The sequence below is a fragment of the Limnobacter sp. G6BE5S genome (assembly GCF_058448965.1).
The window spans coordinates 314,227-338,045 of record NZ_JBZFLM010000005.1 but is presented as its reverse complement, the minus strand read 5'-3'; the positions used below and the strand labels follow the sequence as shown (position 1 = coordinate 338,045).

General features: G+C 51.9%; 27 protein-coding genes. 9 read left to right on the top strand and 18 right to left on the bottom strand.

From position 1 onward, the window contains the following. Positions 1 to 18: 18 nt before the first annotated feature. Complete coding sequence (gene moaC, locus ACVL1J_RS11325; RefSeq protein ID WP_341236236.1) at positions 19 to 492, top strand: cyclic pyranopterin monophosphate synthase MoaC; 474 nt, start codon at positions 19 to 21, stop codon at positions 490 to 492. 3 nt (positions 493 to 495) lie between these two features. Here moaC and ACVL1J_RS11320 read toward each other — a convergent pair whose 3' ends face one another. The 14 genes from ACVL1J_RS11320 to miaB form a co-directional block, all read right to left on the bottom strand. Next, complete coding sequence (locus ACVL1J_RS11320; protein WP_341236237.1) at positions 496 to 1,005, bottom strand: pilin; 510 nt, start codon at positions 1,003 to 1,005, stop codon at positions 496 to 498. A 156-nt stretch (positions 1,006 to 1,161) separates the two neighbouring features. Then, positions 1,162 to 2,049 (bottom strand): succinate--CoA ligase subunit alpha, encoded by an 888-nt coding sequence (gene sucD, locus ACVL1J_RS11315; RefSeq protein ID WP_341236238.1) that lies wholly within the window; start codon positions 2,047 to 2,049, stop codon positions 1,162 to 1,164. A 53-nt stretch (positions 2,050 to 2,102) separates the two neighbouring features. After that, entirely contained in the window at positions 2,103 to 3,269 is a 1,167-nt protein-coding gene (gene sucC, locus ACVL1J_RS11310) for an ADP-forming succinate--CoA ligase subunit beta (RefSeq protein ID WP_159568338.1), read from the bottom strand. Positions 3,270 to 3,537: 268 nt separating this feature from the next. Further along, the gene (locus tag ACVL1J_RS11305) at positions 3,538 to 4,050 is read right to left on the bottom strand and encodes a regulatory protein RecX (RefSeq protein WP_491665340.1); all 513 of its coding nucleotides are present in this window, start codon (positions 4,048 to 4,050) and stop codon (positions 3,538 to 3,540) included. A gap of 25 nt (positions 4,051 to 4,075) precedes the next feature. Next, complete coding sequence (recA, locus tag ACVL1J_RS11300; RefSeq protein ID WP_159568336.1) at positions 4,076 to 5,155, bottom strand: recombinase RecA; 1,080 nt, start codon at positions 5,153 to 5,155, stop codon at positions 4,076 to 4,078. Between the two features lie 62 nt (positions 5,156 to 5,217). Continuing rightward, a complete protein-coding gene (locus ACVL1J_RS11295) occupies positions 5,218 to 5,715 on the bottom strand; it encodes a CinA family protein (RefSeq protein WP_159568335.1) in 498 nt (165 codons plus the stop codon). A 31-nt stretch (positions 5,716 to 5,746) separates the two neighbouring features. Then, entirely contained in the window at positions 5,747 to 6,214 is a 468-nt protein-coding gene (locus ACVL1J_RS11290; RefSeq protein WP_159569569.1) for a phosphatidylglycerophosphatase A family protein, read from the bottom strand. A gap of 35 nt (positions 6,215 to 6,249) precedes the next feature. After that, a complete protein-coding gene (thiL, locus tag ACVL1J_RS11285; RefSeq protein ID WP_341236241.1) occupies positions 6,250 to 7,326 on the bottom strand; it encodes a thiamine-phosphate kinase in 1,077 nt (358 codons plus the stop codon). A gap of 15 nt (positions 7,327 to 7,341) precedes the next feature. After that, positions 7,342 to 7,830, bottom strand: a complete 489-nt coding sequence (gene nusB / locus ACVL1J_RS11280; RefSeq protein WP_159568333.1) for a transcription antitermination factor NusB — start codon at positions 7,828 to 7,830, stop codon at positions 7,342 to 7,344. Continuing rightward, on the bottom strand, positions 7,823 to 8,329 hold the full coding sequence (ribH, locus tag ACVL1J_RS11275) for a 6,7-dimethyl-8-ribityllumazine synthase (RefSeq protein ID WP_341236242.1): 507 nt from the start codon (positions 8,327 to 8,329) through the stop codon (positions 7,823 to 7,825). The genes nusB and ribH overlap by 8 nt, the downstream gene beginning before the upstream one ends. Further along, positions 8,326 to 9,450, bottom strand: a complete 1,125-nt coding sequence (gene ribBA, locus ACVL1J_RS11270) for a bifunctional 3,4-dihydroxy-2-butanone-4-phosphate synthase/GTP cyclohydrolase II (RefSeq protein ID WP_159568331.1) — start codon at positions 9,448 to 9,450, stop codon at positions 8,326 to 8,328. Before ribBA ends, ribH begins: the two co-directional genes overlap by 4 nt. A gap of 25 nt (positions 9,451 to 9,475) precedes the next feature. Beyond that, positions 9,476 to 11,014, bottom strand: a complete 1,539-nt coding sequence (lnt, locus tag ACVL1J_RS11265) for an apolipoprotein N-acyltransferase (RefSeq protein ID WP_341236243.1) — start codon at positions 11,012 to 11,014, stop codon at positions 9,476 to 9,478. Continuing rightward, entirely contained in the window at positions 11,014 to 11,928 is a 915-nt protein-coding gene (locus ACVL1J_RS11260; RefSeq protein WP_341236244.1) for a CorC family transporter, read from the bottom strand. Before ACVL1J_RS11260 ends, lnt begins: the two co-directional genes overlap by 1 nt. Positions 11,929 to 11,990: 62 nt before the next feature. Then, a complete protein-coding gene (gene miaB / locus ACVL1J_RS11255) occupies positions 11,991 to 13,334 on the bottom strand; it encodes a tRNA (N6-isopentenyl adenosine(37)-C2)-methylthiotransferase MiaB (RefSeq protein ID WP_341236245.1) in 1,344 nt (447 codons plus the stop codon). 161 nt (positions 13,335 to 13,495) lie between these two features. Between miaB and coq7 the strand changes: the two genes are divergently transcribed. Further along, complete coding sequence (gene coq7 / locus ACVL1J_RS11250) at positions 13,496 to 14,182, top strand: 2-polyprenyl-3-methyl-6-methoxy-1,4-benzoquinone monooxygenase (protein WP_341236246.1); 687 nt, start codon at positions 13,496 to 13,498, stop codon at positions 14,180 to 14,182. Here the strand turns inward: coq7 and ACVL1J_RS11245 are convergent. Then, positions 14,179 to 14,601, bottom strand: coding sequence for an OsmC family protein (locus ACVL1J_RS11245; RefSeq protein ID WP_105027035.1), 423 nt, complete (start codon positions 14,599 to 14,601; stop codon positions 14,179 to 14,181). The genes coq7 and ACVL1J_RS11245 overlap by 4 nt on opposite strands. A gap of 536 nt (positions 14,602 to 15,137) precedes the next feature. Between ACVL1J_RS11245 and rplM the strand changes: the two genes are divergently transcribed. From rplM to ACVL1J_RS11210, 7 genes are all read left to right on the top strand, one after another. Then, positions 15,138 to 15,566, top strand: a complete 429-nt coding sequence (gene rplM, locus ACVL1J_RS11240) for a 50S ribosomal protein L13 (RefSeq protein ID WP_008251461.1) — start codon at positions 15,138 to 15,140, stop codon at positions 15,564 to 15,566. 8 nt (positions 15,567 to 15,574) lie between these two features. Next, on the top strand, positions 15,575 to 15,967 hold the full coding sequence (rpsI, locus tag ACVL1J_RS11235) for a 30S ribosomal protein S9 (protein WP_159568326.1): 393 nt from the start codon (positions 15,575 to 15,577) through the stop codon (positions 15,965 to 15,967). 112 nt (positions 15,968 to 16,079) lie between these two features. After that, positions 16,080 to 17,123, top strand: a complete 1,044-nt coding sequence (argC, locus tag ACVL1J_RS11230) for an N-acetyl-gamma-glutamyl-phosphate reductase (RefSeq protein ID WP_341236247.1) — start codon at positions 16,080 to 16,082, stop codon at positions 17,121 to 17,123. An 18-nt stretch (positions 17,124 to 17,141) separates the two neighbouring features. Beyond that, on the top strand, positions 17,142 to 17,858 hold the full coding sequence (locus tag ACVL1J_RS11225) for a DUF6776 family protein (RefSeq protein ID WP_341236248.1): 717 nt from the start codon (positions 17,142 to 17,144) through the stop codon (positions 17,856 to 17,858). 12 nt (positions 17,859 to 17,870) lie between these two features. Next, positions 17,871 to 18,272, top strand: coding sequence for a bactofilin family protein (locus ACVL1J_RS11220; protein ID WP_341236249.1), 402 nt, complete (start codon positions 17,871 to 17,873; stop codon positions 18,270 to 18,272). A 21-nt stretch (positions 18,273 to 18,293) separates the two neighbouring features. After that, positions 18,294 to 18,650: an iron-sulfur cluster insertion protein ErpA gene (erpA, locus tag ACVL1J_RS11215; protein WP_159568322.1), complete on the top strand. Its 357-nt coding sequence runs from the start codon at positions 18,294 to 18,296 to the stop codon at positions 18,648 to 18,650. Between the two features lie 87 nt (positions 18,651 to 18,737). Then, positions 18,738 to 19,637, top strand: coding sequence for an AEC family transporter (locus ACVL1J_RS11210; protein WP_341236250.1), 900 nt, complete (start codon positions 18,738 to 18,740; stop codon positions 19,635 to 19,637). A gap of 23 nt (positions 19,638 to 19,660) precedes the next feature. Here the strand turns inward: ACVL1J_RS11210 and miaA are convergent, their stop codons facing one another. Genes miaA through ACVL1J_RS11195 form a run of 3 tightly spaced genes read right to left on the bottom strand, consistent with a single transcriptional unit; the run spans position 19,661 to position 23,802 of the window. Beyond that, positions 19,661 to 20,617, bottom strand: a complete 957-nt coding sequence (miaA, locus tag ACVL1J_RS11205; protein WP_341236251.1) for a tRNA (adenosine(37)-N6)-dimethylallyltransferase MiaA — start codon at positions 20,615 to 20,617, stop codon at positions 19,661 to 19,663. 8 nt (positions 20,618 to 20,625) lie between these two features. Then, entirely contained in the window at positions 20,626 to 22,467 is a 1,842-nt protein-coding gene (gene mutL / locus ACVL1J_RS11200) for a DNA mismatch repair endonuclease MutL (protein ID WP_341236252.1), read from the bottom strand. A gap of 30 nt (positions 22,468 to 22,497) precedes the next feature. Continuing rightward, positions 22,498 to 23,802, bottom strand: a complete 1,305-nt coding sequence (locus tag ACVL1J_RS11195; protein WP_491665339.1) for an N-acetylmuramoyl-L-alanine amidase — start codon at positions 23,800 to 23,802, stop codon at positions 22,498 to 22,500. Between the last annotated feature and the right edge of the window lie 17 nt (positions 23,803 to 23,819).

Genomic DNA, 23,819 nt, shown 5'->3' with positions numbered 1-23,819 from the left:
TAGCAGGGGATTACAACAATGAACGGACTCACGCATTTTGACCAGGAAGGCAATGCACACATGGTCGATGTGGGCGGCAAAAGCGAGACAGAACGCAAAGCGGTGGCCACAGGGACCATACAATTGGGCCGCGAGGCTTACGCTGTTTTGAAATCGGGGACAGCCAAGAAGGGTGATGTGCTGGGAGTGGCACGGATTGCTGCAATTCAGGGTGCCAAACGAACTTCTGATCTAATTCCACTTTGCCACCCACTACCCCTGACTCGATTGGCTGTTGAATTTGAACTAAACGATGAACTGTGCGAGGTGCACTGCACCTGCACAGCGCAAACAGCGGGTAAAACCGGCGTTGAAATGGAAGCCCTGACCGGTGTTCAGGTAGGGCTTCTGACCATTTACGACATGCTTAAAGCGATAGACAAAGGCATGGTGATGACTCAAACCAAACTTGTTGAAAAACGTGGTGGCAAGAGTGATTTCAATTCACGATAAAGATCAACCGTTGTTACGACAGGTCGCGGGTAAATATCGGTAATTTTCAACACCCACATTCGTCAGGCAACGCCACTGGCTAATGGGCTGAGTCGCATCAGTTTGGTTAGTCGTCCCATTTGCCAGCACCGGCCTGAGACGAATGTAATGCCCATCAACAATTGAATCGGCGACTTCCTTTGCCTTGAAACTCACCTCAATAACGCCATTATTTCGAACAATCAAATTATCTGCATACTTAGAGCTTATCGCAGTACCAGTACCCGTCTGGCAACCCGCTTGAGCACCATTTGTTGGCCATTTACTCGTTGAGGCGGCGAACTCGACAATCCCTGTTTTACAGGCCTGCGCCAAATTTATTAGTTCTGTAACCTTGGAGCGATTCAGATAATCCTGAAACGCTGGAATTGCGATGGCAGACAGCACGCCAATAATTGCAATGCCAATCATCAATTCGATCAGGGTAAAACCCTTCGAAATCTTGCTTCGGGTAAAGGTTTTTGGAGTAATCATCGTCGCATTCCTCACATCGAAAAGTGGTGTTGAGAGACCATTCTTCGGTGTTCAGCCTGCGCGAAGTACCCCCGCTAGGGTTAAAAACAAAAAACCCACCATTCAGGGTGAACAGTGGGGTTTGCGTAGTTGGCCATTGAGACCCAGTGCAGACTCTTAGGCGCCGATTGCCTTTTTCAGCAATTGACCCATGACCGAGGGGTCTTTGGTCACAGTGATACCGCACTCTTCCATAATGGCCAGTTTTTCCTGAGCTGTACCTTTACCGCCAGAGATAATGGCACCTGCATGGCCCATACGCTTCCCGGGGGGCGCTGTGACACCAGCAATGAAACCAACCACTGGCTTGGTCATATTGTCCTTGACCCACAACGCAGCTTCTTCCTCATCGCTACCGCCAATTTCGCCAATCATGACTACAGCATCTGTGTCAGGATCATCATTGAACATGCGCATGACATCAATGTGCTTCAATCCATTCACGGGATCGCCGCCAATACCCACGGCAGTGGACTGGCCCAAGCCCAACTCACTCAACTGACCCACCGCTTCGTAAGTCAGGGTACCTGAGCGGGATACAACACCAATACGACCCTTCTTGTGAATGTGGCCGGGCATGATGCCGATCTTGATTTCATCAGGTGTGATTACGCCTGGGCAGTTTGGACCTACTACGATTGTTTTACGGCCTTCACGACGCATGCGATCGCGTACTTCGATCATGTCGCGAACAGGAATGCCTTCGGTGATACAAATCACCAGGTCCAGATCGGCTTCGACTGCTTCCCAAATGGCAGCAGCCGCGAAGGGAGGCGGTACATAAATAACTGAGGCATTGGCGCCAGTTTGCTTTTTGGCATCGGCCACGGTGCCATAAATAGGCACGCCTTCGAAGTCCTCGCCGGCTTTCTTCGGGTTCACACCCGCTACGAAACAGTTATTGCCGTTGGCATATTCACGGCACATGCGCGTGTGGAACTGACCAGTTTTACCAGTAATACCCTGGGTAATTACCTTGGTGTCTTTGTTAATGAGAATAGACATTGTGAAAATCCTTTTTCGTGTTGAATGGCTGTCAAATGTGGAGCACCAGGCGCTTAGGCACCTTTGGTAGCAGCCACCACTTTTTGAGCAGCCTCACCCATGGTGTTCGCTGCAATGATCGGCAAACCAGATTCGGCCAGAATTTTCTTGCCCAAATCTTCGTTCGTACCTTTCATGCGCACTACCAAGGGAACCGACAAACCCACCGCTTTCGATGCAGCAACCACGCCATCTGCGATCACATCGCAACGCATGATGCCGCCGAAAATATTCACCAAAATGGCCTTCAGATTGGGGTTTTTCAACATGATTTTGAAAGCTTCAGTCACTTTCTCGGTTGTGGCACCACCACCCACATCCAGGAAGTTGGCTGGCTCGCCACCAAACAATTTGATGGTATCCATAGTGGCCATGGCCAAACCAGCGCCGTTGACCAAACAACCGATGTTACCGTCTAGGCTAATGTAGCTGAGGTCAAACTTACTGGCCTCGATTTCTGCCGGATCTTCTTCAGCCAAATCTCGCAAGGCTACGATTTCAGGGTGGCGATGCAAAGCGTTGGAATCAAAGTTCAACTTTGCGTCCAGGGCGATGATGTCGCCTGAACCAGTCAGAATGAGCGGGTTAATTTCGGCCAGGCTGGCGTCAGTTTCCCAAAAGGCTTTGTACAAACCCTGAAATGCGACACGTGCCTTGGCCACCGAACCGGCGGGGATACCAATTTTTACAGCCAAATCGTCAGCTTCTGCGTCGGTCAAACCAGATACGGGATCAACATACACTTTGTGAATCAGGTCGGGCGTGTGCTCTGCAACCTCTTCAATTTCCATGCCGCCTTCGCTTGACGCCATGACACATACGCGTTGGGTAACACGGTCGACGACCATACCCACATAGTATTCTTTCTTGATGTCGGCGCCCTCTTCAACCAGCAAGCGACTGACTTTCTGGCCTTCGGGGCTGGTTTGGTGGGTAATCAACTGCATGCCCAGAATTTGGCTTGCATAAGTTTTTACATCTGCCAGGCTTTTGGCAACCTTCACGCCACCGCCCATGCCGCGACCACCCGCATGGATTTGCGCCTTCACGACCCACACCGGACCACCCAGTTTTTCCGCGGCAGCCATGGCCTCGTCGATTGAATAACAGGGGTAGCCGGTTGGCACAACCACACCGTACTTCTTCAGAATTTCCTTGCCTTGATACTCGTGAATCTTCATTTGAATTCCTTGCTGGGAAAGTTAATGCAAATCGGCTAGACGCAACAAGGCGACTGAACTGACAACATTGTAAAGTGGAGAGTGTTTTTTTCGCGTGACAGCGCAAGCGGGTTCTCGGACGTAAAGCCGAGGCAAGGACGAGGCATGCCGAGCATGCTATGAAGGTTTTTATCCATCTCTTTCTTTGCTTCTTGTGTCGTTGAATAACGCTTCGTTATTTAACTAGACTATCACTTCTATGGAAACACATAAGCCGAGCGAGATGATATCACGCATTGGATTTGAACTCAGCTAGAATGCGACGCCAGGCGCGTTCTATGTTGCCAAATTCAAACCCGCGAGCGGAAAGTCCTCGGTATACCTTGGATTTCAAAGTTAACAGTTGTGCCTGGTCGATTCCCGCATCACTGTTCAACACAGTGCCCAGGCTTGAGAACTGTCTGCGTTTGATCCAGTCATAGGCCCTGTCCTCTTCACCGGTCAGGGTATGTGCGTCGGAGTCTGTTTCTGAAATCGATTTAACGTCGCCCAAACCGTGTTGTCCCAATTCAGCCGTGATCGCCCTATCACCGAAGGTGGGCGCGCGCCTGCGAAACAGACTCAGCTTAAAACGCTCATCAGACTGAAATTGGTGTGAAGTAGCCCACTCAATGGCCTCCTCCACTTCACTGGACTCGTATCCGCGTTGTAATAACTTGGCTCGAAGTTCTGACTGGCTGTGCTCCCTTCGGGCGAGCAGTGCAACAGCCTTTGATTTGGCGGAGGCCACGGGCTTGCTCAAGCCTGTGGCACCCCCGAAAGAACGCTTACTCGGCGTCTTCGACTTCATTCTTCTTCTTGGCAACTGGGGCTGACGCTGCAGCCTCAAGCAAACGCACACCGAGCTTTTCACGAATTTTGTTCTCGATCTCGGCAGACATTGCGGAATTGGCCTTCAGGAAGTCACGGGCGTTGTCTTTGCCTTGACCAATTTTCTCGCCATTGTAGGAATACCAAGCACCGGCTTTGTCTACGAAGCCATGCAACACGCCCAGATCAACAACCTCCCCCTCTCGAGACGTACCTTGACCGTACAAAATGTCGAATTCAGCTTGTTTGAATGGCGGGCTTACCTTGTTTTTAACCACCTTGACGCGGGTTTCACTGCCAATAACCTCGTCGCCTTTTTTGATCGCACCAATTCGCCGAATATCCAGACGAACAGACGAATAGAATTTCAAGGCGTTGCCACCTGTGGTGGTTTCCGGGCTGCCAAACATGACACCAATTTTCATTCGGATTTGGTTAATAAAGACAACCAGGCAATTTGTACGCTTGATGTTGGCCGTTAATTTGCGCAAGGCCTGGCTCATCAATCTGGCTTGCAAGCCAGGCAGTGAGTCGCCCATATCACCTTCAATTTCGGCTTTGGGGGTTAGCGCTGCCACCGAATCAATGACGACCAAGTCTACCGAACCCGAACGAACCAAAGCATCAACAATTTCCAGTGCCTGCTCGCCAGTGTCAGGCTGGGAAATCAGCAGATCGGGCAAATTAACGCCCAATTTGGAAGCGTATTGAACATCGAGCGCGTGTTCAGCATCGATAAACGCACAGGTGCCGCCAAGTTTTTGCATTTCAGCAATTACTTGTAAAGTCAGAGTGGTTTTACCAGATGATTCAGGCCCATAAATTTCGACGACGCGGCCACGTGGCAAGCCACCGATGCCCAAGGCAATATCGAGACCCAAGGAACCGGTTGATACCGACTGAATGTCGTCGATGATCTCATTTTCACCAAAACGCATGATACTGCCCTTGCCAAACTGCTTCTCGATTTGGCTAAGCGCGGCGGCCAGGGCTTTGACTTTTTCTGAGGATTGGTTCTTTGTTCTGAGATCTTCCATGGTCTGCCTTCAACTGAATTGGGTTTCGATTTCTGAATTATTGCACAGTTTTTACTGTAAATCTATACAGCCTTTTTGAGTGATACTTTTGAAAGTATAGTTAACCCGGCCTGTACTGCCTGCTGGCGAACGGAGTCACGATCTCCTTCAAAAACATGGTGAAAAGCTTCAATTGACCTGTGCCGCACCGCCAAGCCAAACCACACTGTGCCCACGGGCTTGTTGGCTGAACCACCCCCTGGCCCGGCAATGCCAGACACAGACAGGCAACAATCCACACCCAATGCGATCATGCCCCCATTGGCCATTTCTTTGACGCACTCTTCACTGACTGCCCCGTGTTGCTCCAACGTGGACTCACGAACATACACTGACTTCATTTTGACTTTGTTTGAATAGGTAATCAGCCCACCCTCAAACCAGTCACTTGAACCCGAAATACTGGTCAATGCCGCGCCAAGCCCACCACCCGTGCAAGACTCGACCACGCCGAGTTTGCCAGCCGATGCATTGAATGTGTCCGCAATTTGCAGCAAAAGTGCTTGGTCTGGATTGCTCAAGAGGCTCCCCGTAATAGGTTGGAAAATCGGTTCACTTCAAAAAATACAAATAAACCGCCAGTGTAAGCAGCGTCATGAAGGCCGCCACGATGTCGTCGAACATAACACCAAAACCGTTTTTCCAATGTCGGTCGAACCAACGGATGGGGGGCGGTTTCACCATGTCATAAAACCGGAAAAGCGCCACGCAGGCCAGTTGGGCAGCTGGACCGGAAAAGTGGTTGGAGGCCACAAACAACACCAGCCAGATTGCCACGATTTCATCCCATACAATGCCGCCGTGATCAATAACTCCCAAAGCTTTGCCCGTAACCTGGCAAGCCCACACGCCCGCCAAGAAGGCACCAGCTATTGCCCAAACCCACTGGCTACCAGCCAGGTAGGGATCAAGCCACAGGTATAACAGCCAACCCATCAGTGTGCCGAATGTTCCCGGCAAAAACCACGCCAAACCACTGCCAAAACCCAAGGCCAACAAGTGAGCCGGGTGGGCCAACATAAAACGCCAATTCGGTCTGCGACTGTGGTTTGAGGTCAATTCTTGCTCTCGGCAAAATGATTGTAAGAAGTTCCAGAAATACGCTTGCGCTCTTCTCCCTGGGTTCGAAGCCACAGTCCGCTTCCCTGCTCAATAATGCCCACACAATGAAGACCCGCGCCCAAGGATTGTATTGCATCGCGATGTCGCGGGTGGGCTGTCCAGCACAATTCGAAATCGTCACCGCCTTTCAAGGTTTGTGCAATCAGCGTTTTCAACAACCCGGCAACATCAGCGTGTTGATCAATTTCGGGCCAAAGATGCCGCCAAATGGACTCCAGGCTTGTCTGAGAAAGTACGGCTGCAACTTCACTGGCTTTTAAAACATGAGCCAGATCGCCACTTAGACCATCGGACAGGTCCAGACAGGCACTAGCCAGGCCGTGAAGCATCAACCCAAGTTCAATTCGCGGCACTGGCATTTCAAGCCGGCTCACAGCCTGCCGAACCAGATGTTCGGGCAATACGGCCAACAAGGCCTGGACCATTTGCAACTCGGCACCCCGGCAACATTCCGCCAAACGGCCACGCTTTTGGTATTCAAGTAAAAGCCCGAGCCGAGCCAGCCCGGGGGTGCCGCTAACCCAGATTCCCTCATCCGCTTTTGCATGCCCCCGGTTGAACCCGCGGTGAGATGCGGCCGCTTGCCCAAACACGGTGATCGACACGGTTTTCAAAGTATTCAACCCGGCAGACGTGGTGTCACCACCCACAAGTGGGCAGTTAAATCGGGTGGCCACCTCGAGCAAACCTGCCGAAAAACCGGCAAGCCATGTTTCATCGACCTCGGGCAAACTTAAATTCAGGGTGAATCCCAATGGCGTGGCCCCACTGGCAGCCAAGTCCGACAGATTACAAGCCAGTGCTTTCCAGCCTGTTGTGCGCGGCGCATCGTCGGAAAAGAAATGCACACCTTCAACCAAGGTGTCGGTGGAGGTGAATAGATTCTGACCCGGAGAAATTTGAAGTGCGGCACAGTCATCGCCAATACCAAGCAAGACTGTGTCAGCATTGGCCCGCGCCAACGGGCCAAAAGGCGTTTTGAAATGGCGATGAATAAGGTCGAATTCCAAAACGCCTCTTGAGTATTAGCTGGACTGACTATTCGCCTGGGCCTTGATTTCGGAATCACGCGCCTGAGCGGCTACTTTGTCGAGCACGCCATTGACGAACTTGAAAGCGTCGGTACCCCCAAAGGTTTTGGTGAGTTCGACAGCCTCATTGATTACAACCCGATAGGGAATTTCAGCATGGGTATTCATCTCATGGCTGGCAAGTACCAAAACAGCCTTTTCAACCGGGCTGAGTTCACCCCAAGGTCGGTCGATGAATGGCTGGATTTGATGCATCAAGTCTTCAAGGTGATGAACAGAACCATGCAAAAGCGATTCATAGTGTTCACGGTCAGCCTTGTCGAAACCGGGGGCGTTGCGAATGTGCGCATCCACTTCACCAACCTCGGTGGGATTCAAAAACCACTGATACAAACCCTGCAAGGCCAATTCGCGGGATCGACGTCGAGCGTTGCGTGTGTGCCCTTGCCTCTTGCCTGATTCAGGCCTGCTGGCTTCACTCATCGTCTTCTTCCTCGTCATCAGCACTGGGCAGGTTGTCGTCCAGCGTCATCATTAAATTGCCCATTTCCACGGCACAACGCGCTGCATCGACACCTTTGTCTTCAATGCGCTCAATGGCCTGTTCTTCGGTGTAGGTGGTCAGAACCATGTTGACCACAGGCACGTCGTGCGCCAAAGCCACGCTTGAAACGCCGCGCGCGCTCTCGCCGCAAACAATCTCGAAATGATAGGTATCACCCTTGATCACGGCGCCCAAAGCGATCAGGGCATCGAATTCACCTGAAAAAGCCAGTCGCTGCAAGGCAATTGGAATTTCCATGGCACCTGGCACGGTAATGTGCAAAATATCCTCGTTCAACACACCCAAACGCAGCAACTCGCTGCAACAGGCAGCCCAAAGGCCATTGGTGATTTCTTCGTTGAAGCGGGCCTGAACCACACCCACACGAATGCCATCGCCGTTCAAATTAGCAGGCACACTTCCTGGACTGTTGCTCATTTCGTTTCTCCGTTGACATAACCTGACACTTCCAAATCAAACCCGGTCATGCTTGGCATTTTCCGTGGCCGGGACAGCAATTTCATTTTGTTCACACCCAAATCGCGCAAAATTTGTGCGCCGATACCGTAGGTTCGCAGGTCCGGGTTCGAGCCAGCGCCCTTGCGTGCGGTTGTGCCACGCTGCTCAATGTCGTCGAGCGAAGCAAACTGCCCCAACAAGCGGTCAGAGGAGACATCGCAGTTCAGCAGCACAATGACGCCTGCCCCTTCTTCCACCACTTTCTTCATGGCTGCGGGAATCGAGAATGAGTGCTCCGACAAGTTCACTTCCAGAAAGTCGATCAGCGAGGTGGGTTCGTGCACACGCACCAAGGCTTCTGTATCCGGGTTCAACTGGCCATACACAAGCGCAAAATGTGCGCTGCCCGTTGGCTTGTCACGGAAAGAAATGCAATTGAACTGGCCCTGCACGGTGTCAATGACACGTTCGTGCATGCGCTCGATCAGGGATTCTTTGGTGCTGCGGTACTGAATAAGGTCGGCAATGGTACCGATCTTCAAGTTATGTTCTTTGGCAAACTCGACCAGATCGGGCAAACGGGCCATGGTGCCGTCGTCTTTCATGATCTCGCAGATCACGGAAGCTGGACTTAAACCAGCCATTGCAGACAAATCGCAGCCTGCTTCTGTGTGGCCGGCTCGCATGAGAACACCACCGTTTACGGCAGTCAGCGGAAAAATGTGGCCAGGCTGAACCAAGTCTTCGGGCTTTGCGTTTTTGTTGACTGCCACACGAATGGTGTGGGAACGGTCAGCCGCTGAAATGCCAGTGGACACACCCTCAGCAGCTTCGATGGACACGGTAAAGTTGGTGCCATGCGAAGAACCGTTGGCAGCCACCATCGGGCGCAGGCCCAATTCGCGGCAACGGGCTTCGGTCAATGTCAGGCAAATCAGGCCCCGGCCATATTTGGCCATAAAATTGATTGCTTCTGGCGTAACAAAATCGGCGGCCAACACAAGGTCGCCCTCGTTTTCACGGTCTTCTTCATCGACGAGAATGACCATGCGGCCCGCACGCATTTCTTCAACAATTTCGTTGATTGGACTAATTGACATGGCAGTGTAAGTTCTTGAGATTGATTTAATGGGCTCTATTGTAAGCCTTCAAGCGCCATTCACGCACGCACAGCAGTAGAAGGACTACTCCCCAAATCGAAAACCACAGGCGATTGCCCCACTTCGCAAAGAAGGTTTGCCCCAATCGACCCTCGATTTGCCCCGACCACACCAGTGCCTTTCCGGGATCGACCCGCAAAGCCCACTGCCCATGCTCGTTCACAAAGCCAGACATCCCCGTGTTGGTCACCCTTAATCCAGGCTTACGGTGCTCGGCAGACCGGGTTCGACCCATTTGCGCGTGCTGATCAAGTGCCCAGGATTGACCAAACCAGGCCAGGTTACTTAAATTCACAAACAGCGTTGGCTCTTGCGTGGAATTGGCGACCAAACCTGCAAACTCCCCACTGAAAATGTCTTCGTAACACACTGTAGATGCCAAGGCATTGCCATCGACCAAGAAGGGCTTCAGTGGGCCCGAGCCTGAAGTGAACTCGCCCATGGGCATGTTCAACATGGCAACAAACCACTTGAAACCCAATGGAATGAATTCACCAAAAGGCACCAAATGCCGTTTGTCGTGCCGTATTTTGGGCACCTCCAGGTCATTCAGCGCCTCATCGCCTTGAAACATAACAATTGAATTGAAATACCGTGAACCCTCTTGAATTGCAGACCCCATAACCACAGCTGTTTCCCCCGGAGTGGCAAAGTCACGAAATGTAGTTCGCCATTCCTCGGGGGTGTCGGTCCACACCAAAGGATTGACTGTTTCCGGAAACACAAGCAATCCACCGCCTTGCTGGGCCAACTCATGCTTGGCCGTGTCGCCAAGGGCAAAGGTTTTTTGCATGTTCGACACAATCAATTCGGGATCAAACTTGATACTTTGATCCACATTGGTTTGCACCCCCACCACCGTCAACGGACCTGCACTTTGGGTTGTCACCGGTAACTGCACCAATACCAGCGCAGCGACCAGCACAGAGGACGCGGCCAAGGCCAAACCACTGCGGCGCGTAAGCACAAATGACACTAGCAAATGCCCAATCAGCATGAGAACAAACAAGCTGCCGTAGCTGCCGAGCCACGGTAACAAATTGGTAAATGGAGAATCGACCAAGGCATCGCCCAAACCCAACCAGGCAAAACCAGTCATGAAGGTACCCCGGGCCCACTCAAAGAAGGTCCACAACGCAGCCCACAACAACGCATTAAACACTTCCCCGGTTGGGGATGCTGCATTGGTGGACATAAATCGGTTGTAGAACCACAGCGCCAAGGCAGGAAAAAGTGCCAAATACAGGGTAAACGCTGCGATAGCCGCCCAGGCCAGCAACGATGGCAAGCCACCATAAGTATGCAGACTGATATGCAACCAGGAAACACCAACCCCATAAGCCGACCAGCCAAATGCCAAACCTGTTAGCCAGGGCCGACGTGTTTTAAGTGCAACAAATGGCAACACCGCAAGCAACAGCAGCCCTAGCCACCACAATGAAATCGGGGCAAACGACAACGCCCAAGGCGCTCCCAAAAGTGCGCCTGCAAAAAAGGAGTACATCAAGTGGGCCTGTCGGAGTCGGAATTTTCAGCGGATGGGTTGGAATCAAGGGTGTCTGGAGCAGGTTCTATTTTTTGAACTCGAAGCAAATGCACCTGCCTTGCATCTGCACGCAACACCTCGAAGCGGAAAGGTGGCGACTCAACCACGTCGCCACGCACTGGCAAACGCGCCAAGTGGTCGGTCAACAGTCCGCCCAATGTATCCGCATGTTCGTTTGAAAAAGTCGTTCCAAATGTTTCATTGAACTGCTCAATCGTGGTCAGGGCTTTGACGCGATACACACCAAGCTGATCGCCGCCCAGGCTCACAATATTGTCGGCTTCTTCATCGAAATCGTATTCGTCTTCAATGTCACCCACAATTTGCTCAAGCACGTCTTCGATGGTCAGCAAGCCAGCCACCCCACCGTATTCATCGACCACCAAGGCAATGTGATTGCGGTTCAGGCGGAAATCATGAAGCAGCACATTCAAGCGCTTGCTTTCGGGAATGAACACCGCCGGGCGCAGCATGTCGCGCAAATTGACCTCAGAATCAGCATGAATGCGCAGAAGATCTTTGGCCAACAACACACCAATCACATTGTCGCGCTCGCCTTCATAGACCGGAAAACGCGAGTGAGCCTTTTCTACCGCAAAAGCGACGATTTGATCGATGGAATCTTCGGCGTTGATGGCGTCCATTTGAGCGCGGGGCACCATGATGTCGCCTGCGGAAAGGTCGCTAACCTGCATGACGCCTTCAATCATTGAAAGCGCATCGGCGTCCAGCAGGTTTCTTTCATGAGCCTGCTGAAGGACTTCCAGCAACTGCTCTCTGTCCTCTGGCTCTCGAAGTAGCAGTGAAGACAAACGTTCTAGCAGGCCCCGCTCTTTTTTACTGGGGACCTGCAACGGACTCGATTCTGACATGGGGGAGGATAAACCTCTGCAAACAATAACGGCTCAAGGATAACCGAAAAAAATGACGGATATCAGGCAGCCGTGATTGGCACCAGTCCACGCAAGGAGTTGGGATAGGCCTCCACAATGTCCAACTCAACGATTTGCCCCACCATGCGGGGATTTCCGGCAAAGTTGACCACCCGGTTGTTCTCGGTACGGCCAGCCAATTCAGCAGGGTCTTTTTTGGAAGGTCCCTCCACCAACACCTTCTGGCGCGTGCCCAGCATGGACTTGCTGATGCTGGTGGCGTGGTCTTGAATTGTTTTCTGTAGACGGGCCAAACGCTTGAGCTTGGTGATCTGGTCGACACCGTCTTCCAGATCAGCGGCAGGCGTGCCCGGCCGAGGGCTGTAAACAAAGGAAAAAGAGGTATCGAAACCCACGGAGTTGATCAAATCCATGGTTTTCTCGAAGTCAGCTTCAGTTTCGCCGGGAAAGCCTACGATGAAATCGGAAGACATGGAGATATTGGGGCGAATTTCACGCAGCTTGCGAATAATTGACTTGTACTCGAGTGCGGTGTAACCGCGCTTCATGGCAGCCAAAATGCGGTCGGAACCCGCTTGAACCGGCAAATGAAGGTGATCCACAAGCTTGGGAAGCTTGGCATATGATTCGATTAAGCGCGGACCAAACTCTTTGGGATGCGAGGTGGTAAAACGAATACGCTCAATGCCTGGCACCTCAGACACATATTCCAACAGCAGGGCAAAGTCGGCAATTTCAGCAGTTTCACCCATTTTGCCGCGGTAGGCATTCACGTTTTGCCCCAACAAATTGATCTCTCGCACACCTTGATCTGCCAAGTCAGCAATTTCCATGAGCACATCGTCGAAAGGGCGGGAAATTTCTTCGCCGCGTGTGTAAGGCACCACGCAGAAACTACAGTACTTGCTGCAACCTTCCATAATGGAAACAAAGGCTGTGGCACCGGTGTTTTTGGCCAAGGGCAGGTTGTCGAATTTTTCGATTTCAGGAAAGGAAATATCAACCTGGGGCCTGTGAGTGTCCCTACGCTGCTTGATCAGTTGCGGCAAGCGATGCAGGGTTTGGGGACCAAATACCACATCCACATAAGGTGCGCGCTCAACGATCGCCCTGCCTTCCTGACTGGCCACACAGCCACCCACCCCAATAATGAGGTTGGGATTGGATTTTTTCAGGTGCTTGACTCGACCAAGATCGCTGAATACTTTTTCCTGCGCTTTTTCACGTACCGAACAGGTATTGAACAAAATAATGTCCGCATCATCGGGGGTATTGGTCCGCTCCAACCCATCAGAGACGCCCAGCACATCGGCCATTTTGTCGGAGTCGTACTCGTTCATCTGGCAGCCAAAGGTTTTGATGAAGAGTTTTTTCTTGGAAGTCATGGTTTGCCTAAAATATGCCACCATGAAGCAGACCTGCTTCAGAACAGAAACAGGAGCCAACACGGGGACGTTGTAAATCGTTGCGCGTTGCCGCGGATTTTACGTGTATCCCTTGCTAAAATGAAGACTTCGTTGAAAAAACACAGGATTGGTGCGTAGTAATGCCAAATCAACCCCCACGCTTTCCCGGTTTTCCGGGTTTGCCTGCACTTCCGAAACTCCCCTCTGTGGATGCAGTGCTCAGTGAAGTCGACAAAGCCCTGAAAACACTCGCAGCCACACCCGTGGCACAGCGCCCAAACCCCGCCGGGCAAAATCTGCGTGCCGAGCAATTAAGCGACGCAGAAAAAGAACAAGTCATTGGTTTGATGCGCGTCAACCATGTTGGCGAAATTTGCGCGCAAGCGCTTTACCAGGCGCAGGCCTTGGCCAGCAAAGATCCTGAAAAGAAAGCCCTGTTCGATCACGCGGCCAAAGAAGAAGCAGACCACTTGGCCTGGACGCAGGAAAGGCTTGACCAATTGGGCGCGCGCCCCAGTCTGTTGAACCCATTCTGGTACGGCGGCGCGTTTGCCTTGGGGTTTGTAGCGGGCACCTTGGGCGACAAGGTGAGCTTGGGTTTCATGGCTGAAACCGAGAAACAGGTTGAAAAACACCTGAATGACCACTTGGGCAGGTTGCCTGCAGGCGATCAGCAATCACGGGCAATTCTGGAACAAATGCGCCAGGATGAAATTGAGCACGGGCAAACTGCCATTGACCAGGGCGCCAACAATTTGCCCATGCCTGTAAAACTGGCCATGACCGCCATGTCAAAGGTCATGACCACACTTGCGCAGAAAATTTAATCTTCAATAATTTCGTGCGTGAACACCAGTTCAGCCGTTTTGCCCAGCATGGCAGAGGCTGAACAATACTTCTCGTGCGACAACTTGATGGCCCGATCAACCAGATTGGGCTTTAACCCCCTGCCGATCACTTGAAAGTGAAAATTGATCCGGGTAAACACCTTGGGGGCTTCTTCAGCGCGCTCTGCACTCATTTTCACCTTGCAGTCGCGAATGTCTTGTCCGCTTTTGCGAAGTATCAACACCACGTCGTAAGCCGTACATGCACCAGTGCCCGCCAACACCACTTCCATGGGACGCGGAGCCAGGTTATTGCCCCCGCCATCTGGCGCTCCGTCCATACACAACATATGACCACTGCCGGTTGTGGCCACAAATGACATGCCGGGCAACCCGGACCAGCTAACTTCGGCTTCCATAAAGCTCCTTATTTATGATTAATCACTCATTATGCATTGCACAATATTTGGTGAAGAGAAGTTGAAAAACTGCTCTATTTTATTAGATTGAATTAACAAATAACTATTCAGTCACTAGTTTTAAATACAAGCTATTGTTTTTGTTGGCATTTTTTAAACCACTTTTAAATTGTGGAATAAGTTGCTTTTTTCGGACAACAAAAACAGACTCTTGCGCCGCAACAGAAATGTCTCTAGAATTCAAATTGTAGTCACTTGAATGAACCACGAAACATCAATCGCAGAGTTTCTTTCACAGTGCAAAGTTGTCTCCTCCACCCTCCTCCTTTGGTGGATTAAACCCAAGCACTTCACAGTGCTTGGGTTTTTTTTTATCCAACACTCAAAAAAGTTTAACCGAAAGCAAAAAACTTTGCTAAAATCGCGGGTTACCTGTTGGGAGAGCCCTTCGGCTGCCGACCTGCATATTAATTGTGGGCTGCATGTACAAGTAGGGAGACAGGTAAAAAGCACTTTTTTATCTTTAAGGAAAAATCATGAAAACCTACTCAGCGAAACCCGGTGAGGTTAAACAAGAGTGGTTTGTGATCGACGGCACCGACAAGGTGTTGGGACGTGTAGCCAGTGAAGTTGCACGCCGCCTCCGTGGTAAACACAAACCTGAGTTCACACCGCACATCGACACAGGCGACTTCATTGTTGTTGTAAACGCCGGTAAATTGCGTGTTACAGGCACCAAAGGCCTGAACAAAAAGTATTTCCGTCACTCTGGTTACCCAGGCGGTATTTACGAAACAAACTTTGACAAGATGCAAGAACGCTTCCCCGGCCGCGCGCTGGAGAAAGCAGTGAAAGGCATGTTGCCAAAAGGTCCTCTGGGCTATGCGATGATCAAGAAGTTGAAGATCTACGCAGAAGCAGAGCACCCGCATTCCGCACAACAACCCAAGCCACTTGAAATCTGAGGTGAACCATGATTGGTGAATACAATTACGGAACCGGTCGCCGCAAAAGCTCAGTGGCCCGTGTTTTTATCAAAAAAGGTACTGGCCAGTTCATCGTGAACGGCAAGCCTTTGACTGAATACTTTTCTCGCGAAACAGGCCAAATGGTTGCACGTCAACCTTTGGTATTGACCGAGAACGTTGAAACTTTCGACATCAAAGTCAACGTGCGCGGCGGCGGCGAAACTGGCCAAGCTGGTGCAGTTCGTCACGGCCTGACTCGCGCTTTGATCGACTTCGACGCAGAACTGAAGCCAACCCTGTCCAAAGCAGGCCTGGTGACTCGCGATGCACGTGAAGTTGAACGTAAGAAAGTGGGTCTGCGTGGCGCTCGTCGTCGCAAACAGTTCTCCAAGCGATAAAACAAGCGTTAATAATCAAAGTACGCTTACACCCAGCAGCCCTCCCAGCTGGGTTACAATCGAAAGCCGCACAAATGTGCGGCTTTTTTTCTTTTCAGCACAAGGATTAGTCATGATCAAGGTAGGCATTGTCGGCGGAACCGGTTACACAGGCTCTGAACTTCTTCGCCTGTTGGCCCTGCATCCGCAGACCGAACTGAAAGCAATCACATCGCGCGGCGAAGTGGGCCAACCTGTGGCCGACATGTTCCCTGCCCTGCGCAAGCGCGTGAACATCGCTTTTACAGAGCCTAAGTTTGAATCACTGAAAGATTGTGACGTGGTGTTTTTCGCCACACCCCATGGCGTGGCCATGGCCCAGTCCGCTGAACTGGTGAACGCTGGCATTCGTGTCATCGACCTGGGCGCAGATTTTCGCCTGAAAAATACCGCTGAATTTGAAAAGTGGTACGGCATGCCACACTCTGAACCCGAACTACTCAGCCAAGCCTGTTATGGCCTGGTGGAGTCGGCCCGCACTGAACTCAAGAAAGCCAAACTGGTGGGTCTGGCAGGTTGCTACCCCACTGCCGTGCAATTGGCCTTGAAGCCACTCCTTGCTGCGGATACGCCATTGATCGACGAAAGCAGCATTGTGGCCGATTGCAAATCGGGCGTTTCCGGTGCTGGGCGCAAAGCCACGGTAGGCTCTTTGTTCTCGGAGGCTGCTGAAAGTTTTAAAGCCTACGGAGTAAGCGGCCACCGCCACTTGCCAGAAATTGAACAAGGCCTGGAATTGATCTCGGGCCGGAAAACCCAGATTACTTTCACCCCCCACTTGGTGCCCATGGTGCGCGGTATTTTGGCAACCACGTACGTGAAACTGAACGAACAGGGCAAAAACACCGACATTCAGGCACTTTACGAGCAGCACTATGCCAAAGAGTACTTTGTGGATGTGATGCCAAAGGGCTCCCTCCCAGAAACCAAGTCAGTGCGCGGCTCAAACTTTGTGCGCATTGCCTTGCATCGCCCGCAAGGCCGCGACACCCTGGTCATTGTTTCAGTGATCGACAACTTGGTGAAAGGTGCAGCAGGCCAGGCCGTTCAGGCCATGAATGCGATGTTTGACCTGCCCGAACACATGGGCCTGGAACAGCTGCCGCTGTCGCCTTAATAACCAGGATTTCGTAGTTTGAACCCAAAAAAAACACATCATTCACGTCGAACACTGCTTCCAGGAGTTAAACGATCCTCCAGGTTTGCATTCGCTTATGGCCTGCTGCTGGGCCTTGTCATTTTGGGCGCATGCGCAGCCTATGCGCTCTGGGGCCCCAAAGGCAACGTTATACAGGGCTTGTTTTCTACGCAGGAAATCGAAGTGTTGAATGCTCAACTTGCTGAGCTTCAAACCAAAACCATCGAGATGCAGGAAGATATTTCACGTACCAATGAGCTGGTGAAACTGGACAAGGAGGCGCGCAGCAAGTTGAATTTGCTGATCAGCAACCTGGAATCAGAAAATGCGAAATTAAAAGAGGACTTGGCGTTTTTTGAAGGTTTTATTCCGGGCAGCCTCCAGGGAGCTATTTCATTAAAGCGTTTGCAAGTGAACAAGGACACGGTTCCTGGTCAATACCGCTACAAGGCACTCGTGATTCAGGGTAGCCAGCGCCCGGAGATTACCCTGAATGTGCAGGTCTTGATTAAAGTGTTGAACAAAGACGGATCCAGTGTCATAGTTTTACCGAACGCAGCGTCTTCAGAAGATCCCCAGTTCAAAATCACACTGACCCGTTTTTCAAGGGTATCGGGCATGTTTTCCCTTCCGGAAGACAGCAAGCTGCAAAGCGTAGAAATGAGAATTCTGGATGCGGGTGCCATTCGCGCCCAATCAACTATCAAACTGTGAAGGGGTTTACACATGTTTTCGAAGAAAAATACAAAGCGACTGCTGCCCATTCAAAGTTTGGTTGGTGCCGACATGGTGCTCAAAGGGGATTTGCACTTCAAAGGCGGCCTGCGCATTGACGGCGAGGTAGATGGCAACGTGGTGGCCGATGAAAGCTCACAATCACTTTTGGTCATTTCCGAGACCGGCAAAGTGCGTGGTAGCGTGCGCGTGGGCCATGTGGTGGTCAGCGGTCTGATCGAGGGCCCGATAGAAGCCAATCAGCTTCTGGAACTTCACCCTTCCGCAAATGTCTCAGGTGACGTAAGATATAGGGCATTAGAGATGCATCCAGGTGCTGTTGTTGATGGCACCTTGCATCACGAAAATGAAGCAGTGGTGCCAAGCAAGCTGGCATTGGCATCAAGCAAGTAAAATCCAGCACATAGGCAGGACATGATGGAAGTAACTACGACAGAACAACCCAGCGTATTGGTCTTCACCGATTCAGCAGCAGCCAAAGTGCGCGATCTGATCAATGAAGAAGGCAACCCCAACTTGAAGTTGCGCGTATTCGTGCAGGGTGGTGGATGCTCTGGTTTCCAATACGGTTTTACCTTTGATGAAGACGTGAACGAAGACGACACCGCTTTGGACAAAGGCGGAGTGACTCTTCTGATCGATTCAATGAGCTACCAGTATTTGACTGGTGCGGAAATTGACTACAAAGAAGACATCAACGGCGCACAATTCGTGATTAAGAACCCAAATGCCACAACAACCTGTGGCTGCGGATCCTCTTTCTCGGTGTAAACCGGAAGCGGGCTGGCATTCACCCCAGACCTGATCGAAAAACCCACCCTAGGGTGGGTTTTTTATTGGTAAAACAGATACATTCCATTGTCTCCACTGCTTCTTTTTCCTGATTTCGCCATTATCGCGCTGGGCTACTTGCTACGTCGCTTCTGGATGGCACCTGCAGCTTGGGTCACCATTGAAAAACTGGTGTATTTCGTGCTGTTTCCTTGTTTGCTGTTTTTCTCGGTGGTATCGAGCAATTTCAACGTGAGCACCGTGGGCTCATTTGCATTGGGCGGCCCCGCAGTTATTTTCGCTTCATTTTTGCTTGGGTGGCTGGGTCTGCTGGTCAGCAAAATGGGACGGGTGGATTTTGCGTCGGGCCTGCAAACCGCTTACCGGTTTAATTCTTACATCGGCTTGGCCCTGGCAAGTCGCCTGGGCGGGCAATCAGCTGTCGCGAATATCGCCATTTTGCTGGCCCTTGGTGTGCCACTGTGCAATGTGCTGGCTGTTGGCACCATGAGCAAGGGTGGGCGATTTACCGCCTTCCTTGAAATCTTGAAGAACCCACTCATTATTGGCACCAGCCTGGGCATTGCCGCCAAACTGCTGGGTGTTCAGGTGCCAGAACCCATGATGCTGACACTGGAACGGCTTGCACAAGCCGCCGTGTCACTGGGTTTGCTGGCAGTGGGATCGGGGTTGGTGTTTTCCGGTTTGAAGGGAAATTGGGCCGTGTCTATTTGGTGGCTATTCATCAAACTGATGGTCTCGCCGCTGCTTGCCATGTTGTACGCACACTTCATGAATTTGCCAGAAGAACAGGCTGTTGTGCTGCTGGTGTTTTCCGCCATTCCATCGGCATCCAGTGCCTATATTCTGGCAGCAAGAATGGGCGGAAATGCACCGTTGGTGGCCTGCCTTATTTCCATGTCGACCGTGGGGGCTGCAATGACCCTACCGTTGGTATTTGCCCTTGCGCAGCGTTTTCCGCTGTAATCAGACCAAGCACACGCGACCTTTCAGGGCAACAATGCCTCGATCTGCCTGTGTATCCAGGGTTTAACTGACTCAAGCCAATCAGCTTGCAGTGGATCTACCACCTCTTTGTTGGCTGTTGAACGCAGCCAGGTGATTTGCCGCTTGGCCAATTGTCGGGTGGCTGCAATTCCGCGGTCTATCATGTCTTGCCGGGTACAGTGGCCGTGCAAGTGTTCCCACACCTGCCGGTACCCCACGCAGCGCATGGAAGGCATGCTTTCGTCCAACACATAATTGTGCCGAAGCTCAATGAGCTCTTCAACAAGCCCCTGATCCAGCATGGTGAGAAAACGCGATTCAATGCGCTTGTGCAACACAGCCCGGTCAGAGGGCTCAATCGCCAGCGTGGGAATGCGTAAATCAGCCTGTTGGTCTCGCTGATGAAAACTTGACAGAGGTTGACCTGTAATTTGAAAGACCTCGAGCGCACGTTGCAATCGCTGAGAGTCATTGGGCTTCAAACGTTGGGCCGTGGCGGGATCTACCTCAGCAAGGCGGGCGTGAATGGCAGGCCAGCCTTCTTGCAGGGCCTGTTGCTCAATGGCCTGCCGAATTTCAGCGTTGGCGACAGGAAGATCGTCCATGCCACTGACCAGTGTTTTGTAATACATCATGGTTCCGCCCAAAATAACGGGCACTTTGCCCCGAGCGCGTATGTCGGCGATCAGTGCATGGCATTGAATGACGAATTCGGCCGCACTAAAGGTGTCGCTGGGCGTGATGATGTCGATTAAATGGTGGGGCACCAAGGCCAATTCCTGGGGCGTCGGCTTGGCAGTGCCTATATTCATGTCGCGAAACACCAACGCAGAATCGAGACTGATAATTTCGATCGGAAAACCTTGATCGGCCATCCAAAGGCCCAACGCCGATTTTCCCGATGCGGTTGGCCCGAGTACAGCCAAAGCGGGAATGGAAGCTGTGCTTGCGGGAGTCATGGTGCTGCTCACTGACCGCGCAAGAACCATTTGTCCATTTCAGACAAACTGAAGTGGCGCCAAGTGGGTCTGCCATGATTGCATTGGTCCGAGCGCTCGGTTCGTTCCATGGAACGCAAGAGCGCATTCATCTCGGGTATGGTGAGCTTGCGATTGGCACGCACGGCTGTGTGGCAGGCGAGCCCCGCCAACCATTCGTTGCGCTGGCGTTCAAGCACATGGGCTACGCCATACAGCTGCAGGTCCTCAAGCCACTGTTGCAGCAACGCTGACAAATCCTGGCCCGCCAACATGGAGGGCACGGCACGCACGGCAATTTCTTGCGTTGAAATCAGGCTCAACCTGAACCCGAGCTTTTCCCATAGGTGTTGCCCATTGTCGACCTCGCTGGCCAGGCGTGGATCAATTTGAACCAACAAAGGCACCAGTAACTCTTGAGATGAAATGGTTTGTTGATTGTCGAGCGCATTCTTGAACTGCTCATACAACACCCGCTCGTGGGCTGCGTGCATGTCAACCACCACCATGCCATCCGTGCGCAAAGCAAGAATATAAATGCCATGCACCTGTGCAATCGCCTGCCCCAAATATTCCGCATCTTCAGCGGTGCGAGGTGGCTCTGCCTGTGGCTCTTTGGGTTGTGCGGTGATCTGTACAGGCCGGGGTGCCGGTTCAAGTGGGCGATACGCCTGAATGTAGTCAGCCAGCTCCTCGCGCAAGAAAGGGAGCGCTGCGCTTTTGGCCTGAACCTGCACCACGGGGGCTGAGCCCGTGGACGAACGCCACACATTGCTGCTGACTGGGGTCGACGCAGCGACCTGATCGGCACTGGCAGGCGAATCGCTAAGTGGCACTACTGCCCTGGACGGTGCGAGGCAGGCCTGAATCGAATGACGTACCCATTGGTGTACCGCCCGGGCATTTCTAAAACGCACCTCGGTTTTTGCAGGGTGTACATTCACATCCACTTCATTGGCGGGAAGGTTTAAAAAGAGTACGAACGATGGAAACTTGTCCCCATGCAACACGTCTTCGTAAGCTGATCTCACCGCATGGTTGATCAACTTGTCTTTCACAAAACGGCCATTCACATAGAAAAACTGCATGTCGCCCTTGCCACGGGCCGCGTCGGGCAAACCCACTGCACCATGTAGTTGCATGTCGGCAGCGTGCACATCGATTGGTTTTGAAGCGCCGTTGGCCATGGCTTCCAGAATACTGAAGACCCGCGCGCTCCAGCTGCTTTCCTGAAAGCGGCTTTGAAGTTTGCCATCCCGATACACCAGCCAAGTGACTGCTGGATTGGCGAGTGCCATGCGTTTGACAACGTCCAGGCAATGAAAAAACTCGGTTTGCTCCGTTTTCAGGAATTTACGACGGGCTGGCGTACTGAAATACAGCGATTGCACATCAACCGTGGTCCCGGGACTGGCGGCAGAGGGCTCAAGCAACCACTGCCCGGATTGATTGCTGATGCTATAGGCGCTGTCTTGATGCTTTGGATAACTGCTTAAAGTGAACTGACTCACAGAGGCAATTGAGGCCAAAGCTTCTCCGCGAAAGCCCAGGCTCATCACGCTTTCAAGTTCATTGAGCGATTGGATTTTTGAAGTTGCATGGCGTGTAACCGCCAACTCCAATTCGTCTTGCGGGATGCCTTTGCCGTTGTCTTGAATACAAATTCTTTGAATACCACCGCCATCGATGCGAACGGTAATTTCAGATGCACCGGCGTCCAATGCATTTTCAAGAAGCTCTTTGACCACCGACGCAGGGCGATCAACCACTTCGCCAGCGGCAATTTGGCTGATCAAGACATCGGGCAACAGGGATATGGGGCGATGGTTCATGCGCCCATTATAAGTGCCAGCAAGCCGGGTTTAAGTGAGTGGAGTGCGCGCTACTGGAGGGTTCTTGGCAAAGTAATTGGCAATGCCCTTGGCGATTGCTTCCGCCAATTCTTGCTGATGCACCGAATTGGCCAACTTTTTTTCCTCTTCCGGATTGCTGATGAATGCTGTTTCAATCAGGATGGAAGGAATATCAGGCGCTTTCAGCACTGCGAAACCAGCTTGCTCAACACGGGGCTTGTGCAAGCGATTGACCTTACCCAGGTTACCCAGTACTGCGTCGCCCAGCTTCAGGCTGTCATTGATTTGGGCCGTGGTGGACAAATCGAGCAAAACCCTTGCCAATTGCGCATCGGTGCCTTTGATGTTCACGCCACCAATCAAATCAGAGGCATTTTCCTTGTTGGCAATCCATTTGGCGGCTGTACTTGAGGCGCCCCGCTCGGACAGGACGTAGACCGATGAGCCGCCCGCAGTGGGACGAATGAAAGCATCGGCATGCACCGATACAAACAGGTCCGCATTTACGCTTCGGGCCTTTTGCACGCGTGTGTTCAAGGGCACAAAAAAGTCACCGTTGCGAGTCAGCATGGCACGCATGCCAGGCATTTTGTCAATTTCTGCTTTCAGCTTTTTACTGATCGCCAACACCACATTTTTTTCGTAGGTGCCGCCTTTTCCAACTGCGCCAGGGTCTTCACCACCATGCCCGGGATCAATTGCAACAGTCACCATACGCTTCAATTCAGGTACGGTTTTTTGCTCAACTGGCGCATTGGGCTGAGCCTTGGCAACTTCTGTTTTGCTGGAGTTTTTGTCAGGCAACGCACCATCTAGCTTTAACTTGCCGTTTGTTTCCGATTCAGCCAAACGCAAGGCACGAGAAATCTCATCTTCCCGCATGGCGGGGTCGTCAGACTTCTGAAGCAAAGCCAACAAAGGGTCAGCTGGATTTTTCGGGTAAAAATCGACCACAAACCGATTTTTGTACTCTGCAATCGGATCAATGGTGAAAATCTCGGGTTTGACTTCCGCTTTCAGATCAAATACCAGTCGGACAGTGTTCGCATCGTATTGTCCAACACGAATTTGCTGAACATAAGGGTCATCCGGATGAAGGCGACTTGTCAGATCTTTCAGTGTGCTGTCCAGCCGCATGTCGAGCAGGTCGATTACCATGCGCCAGGGGTTTTCAATCAGGAAATGTTTGTACTTGATGGCGCCGGCGTGCTCGAGCGTGACCCGTGTGTATTCATCGGCGGGCCACAGGCGCACATCGACAAACTTCACCTGGTCGGCAGCCAATGCGCCCACAGGAATCAGTTTCAGGAGCATTCCTGCTCCAACAGTTT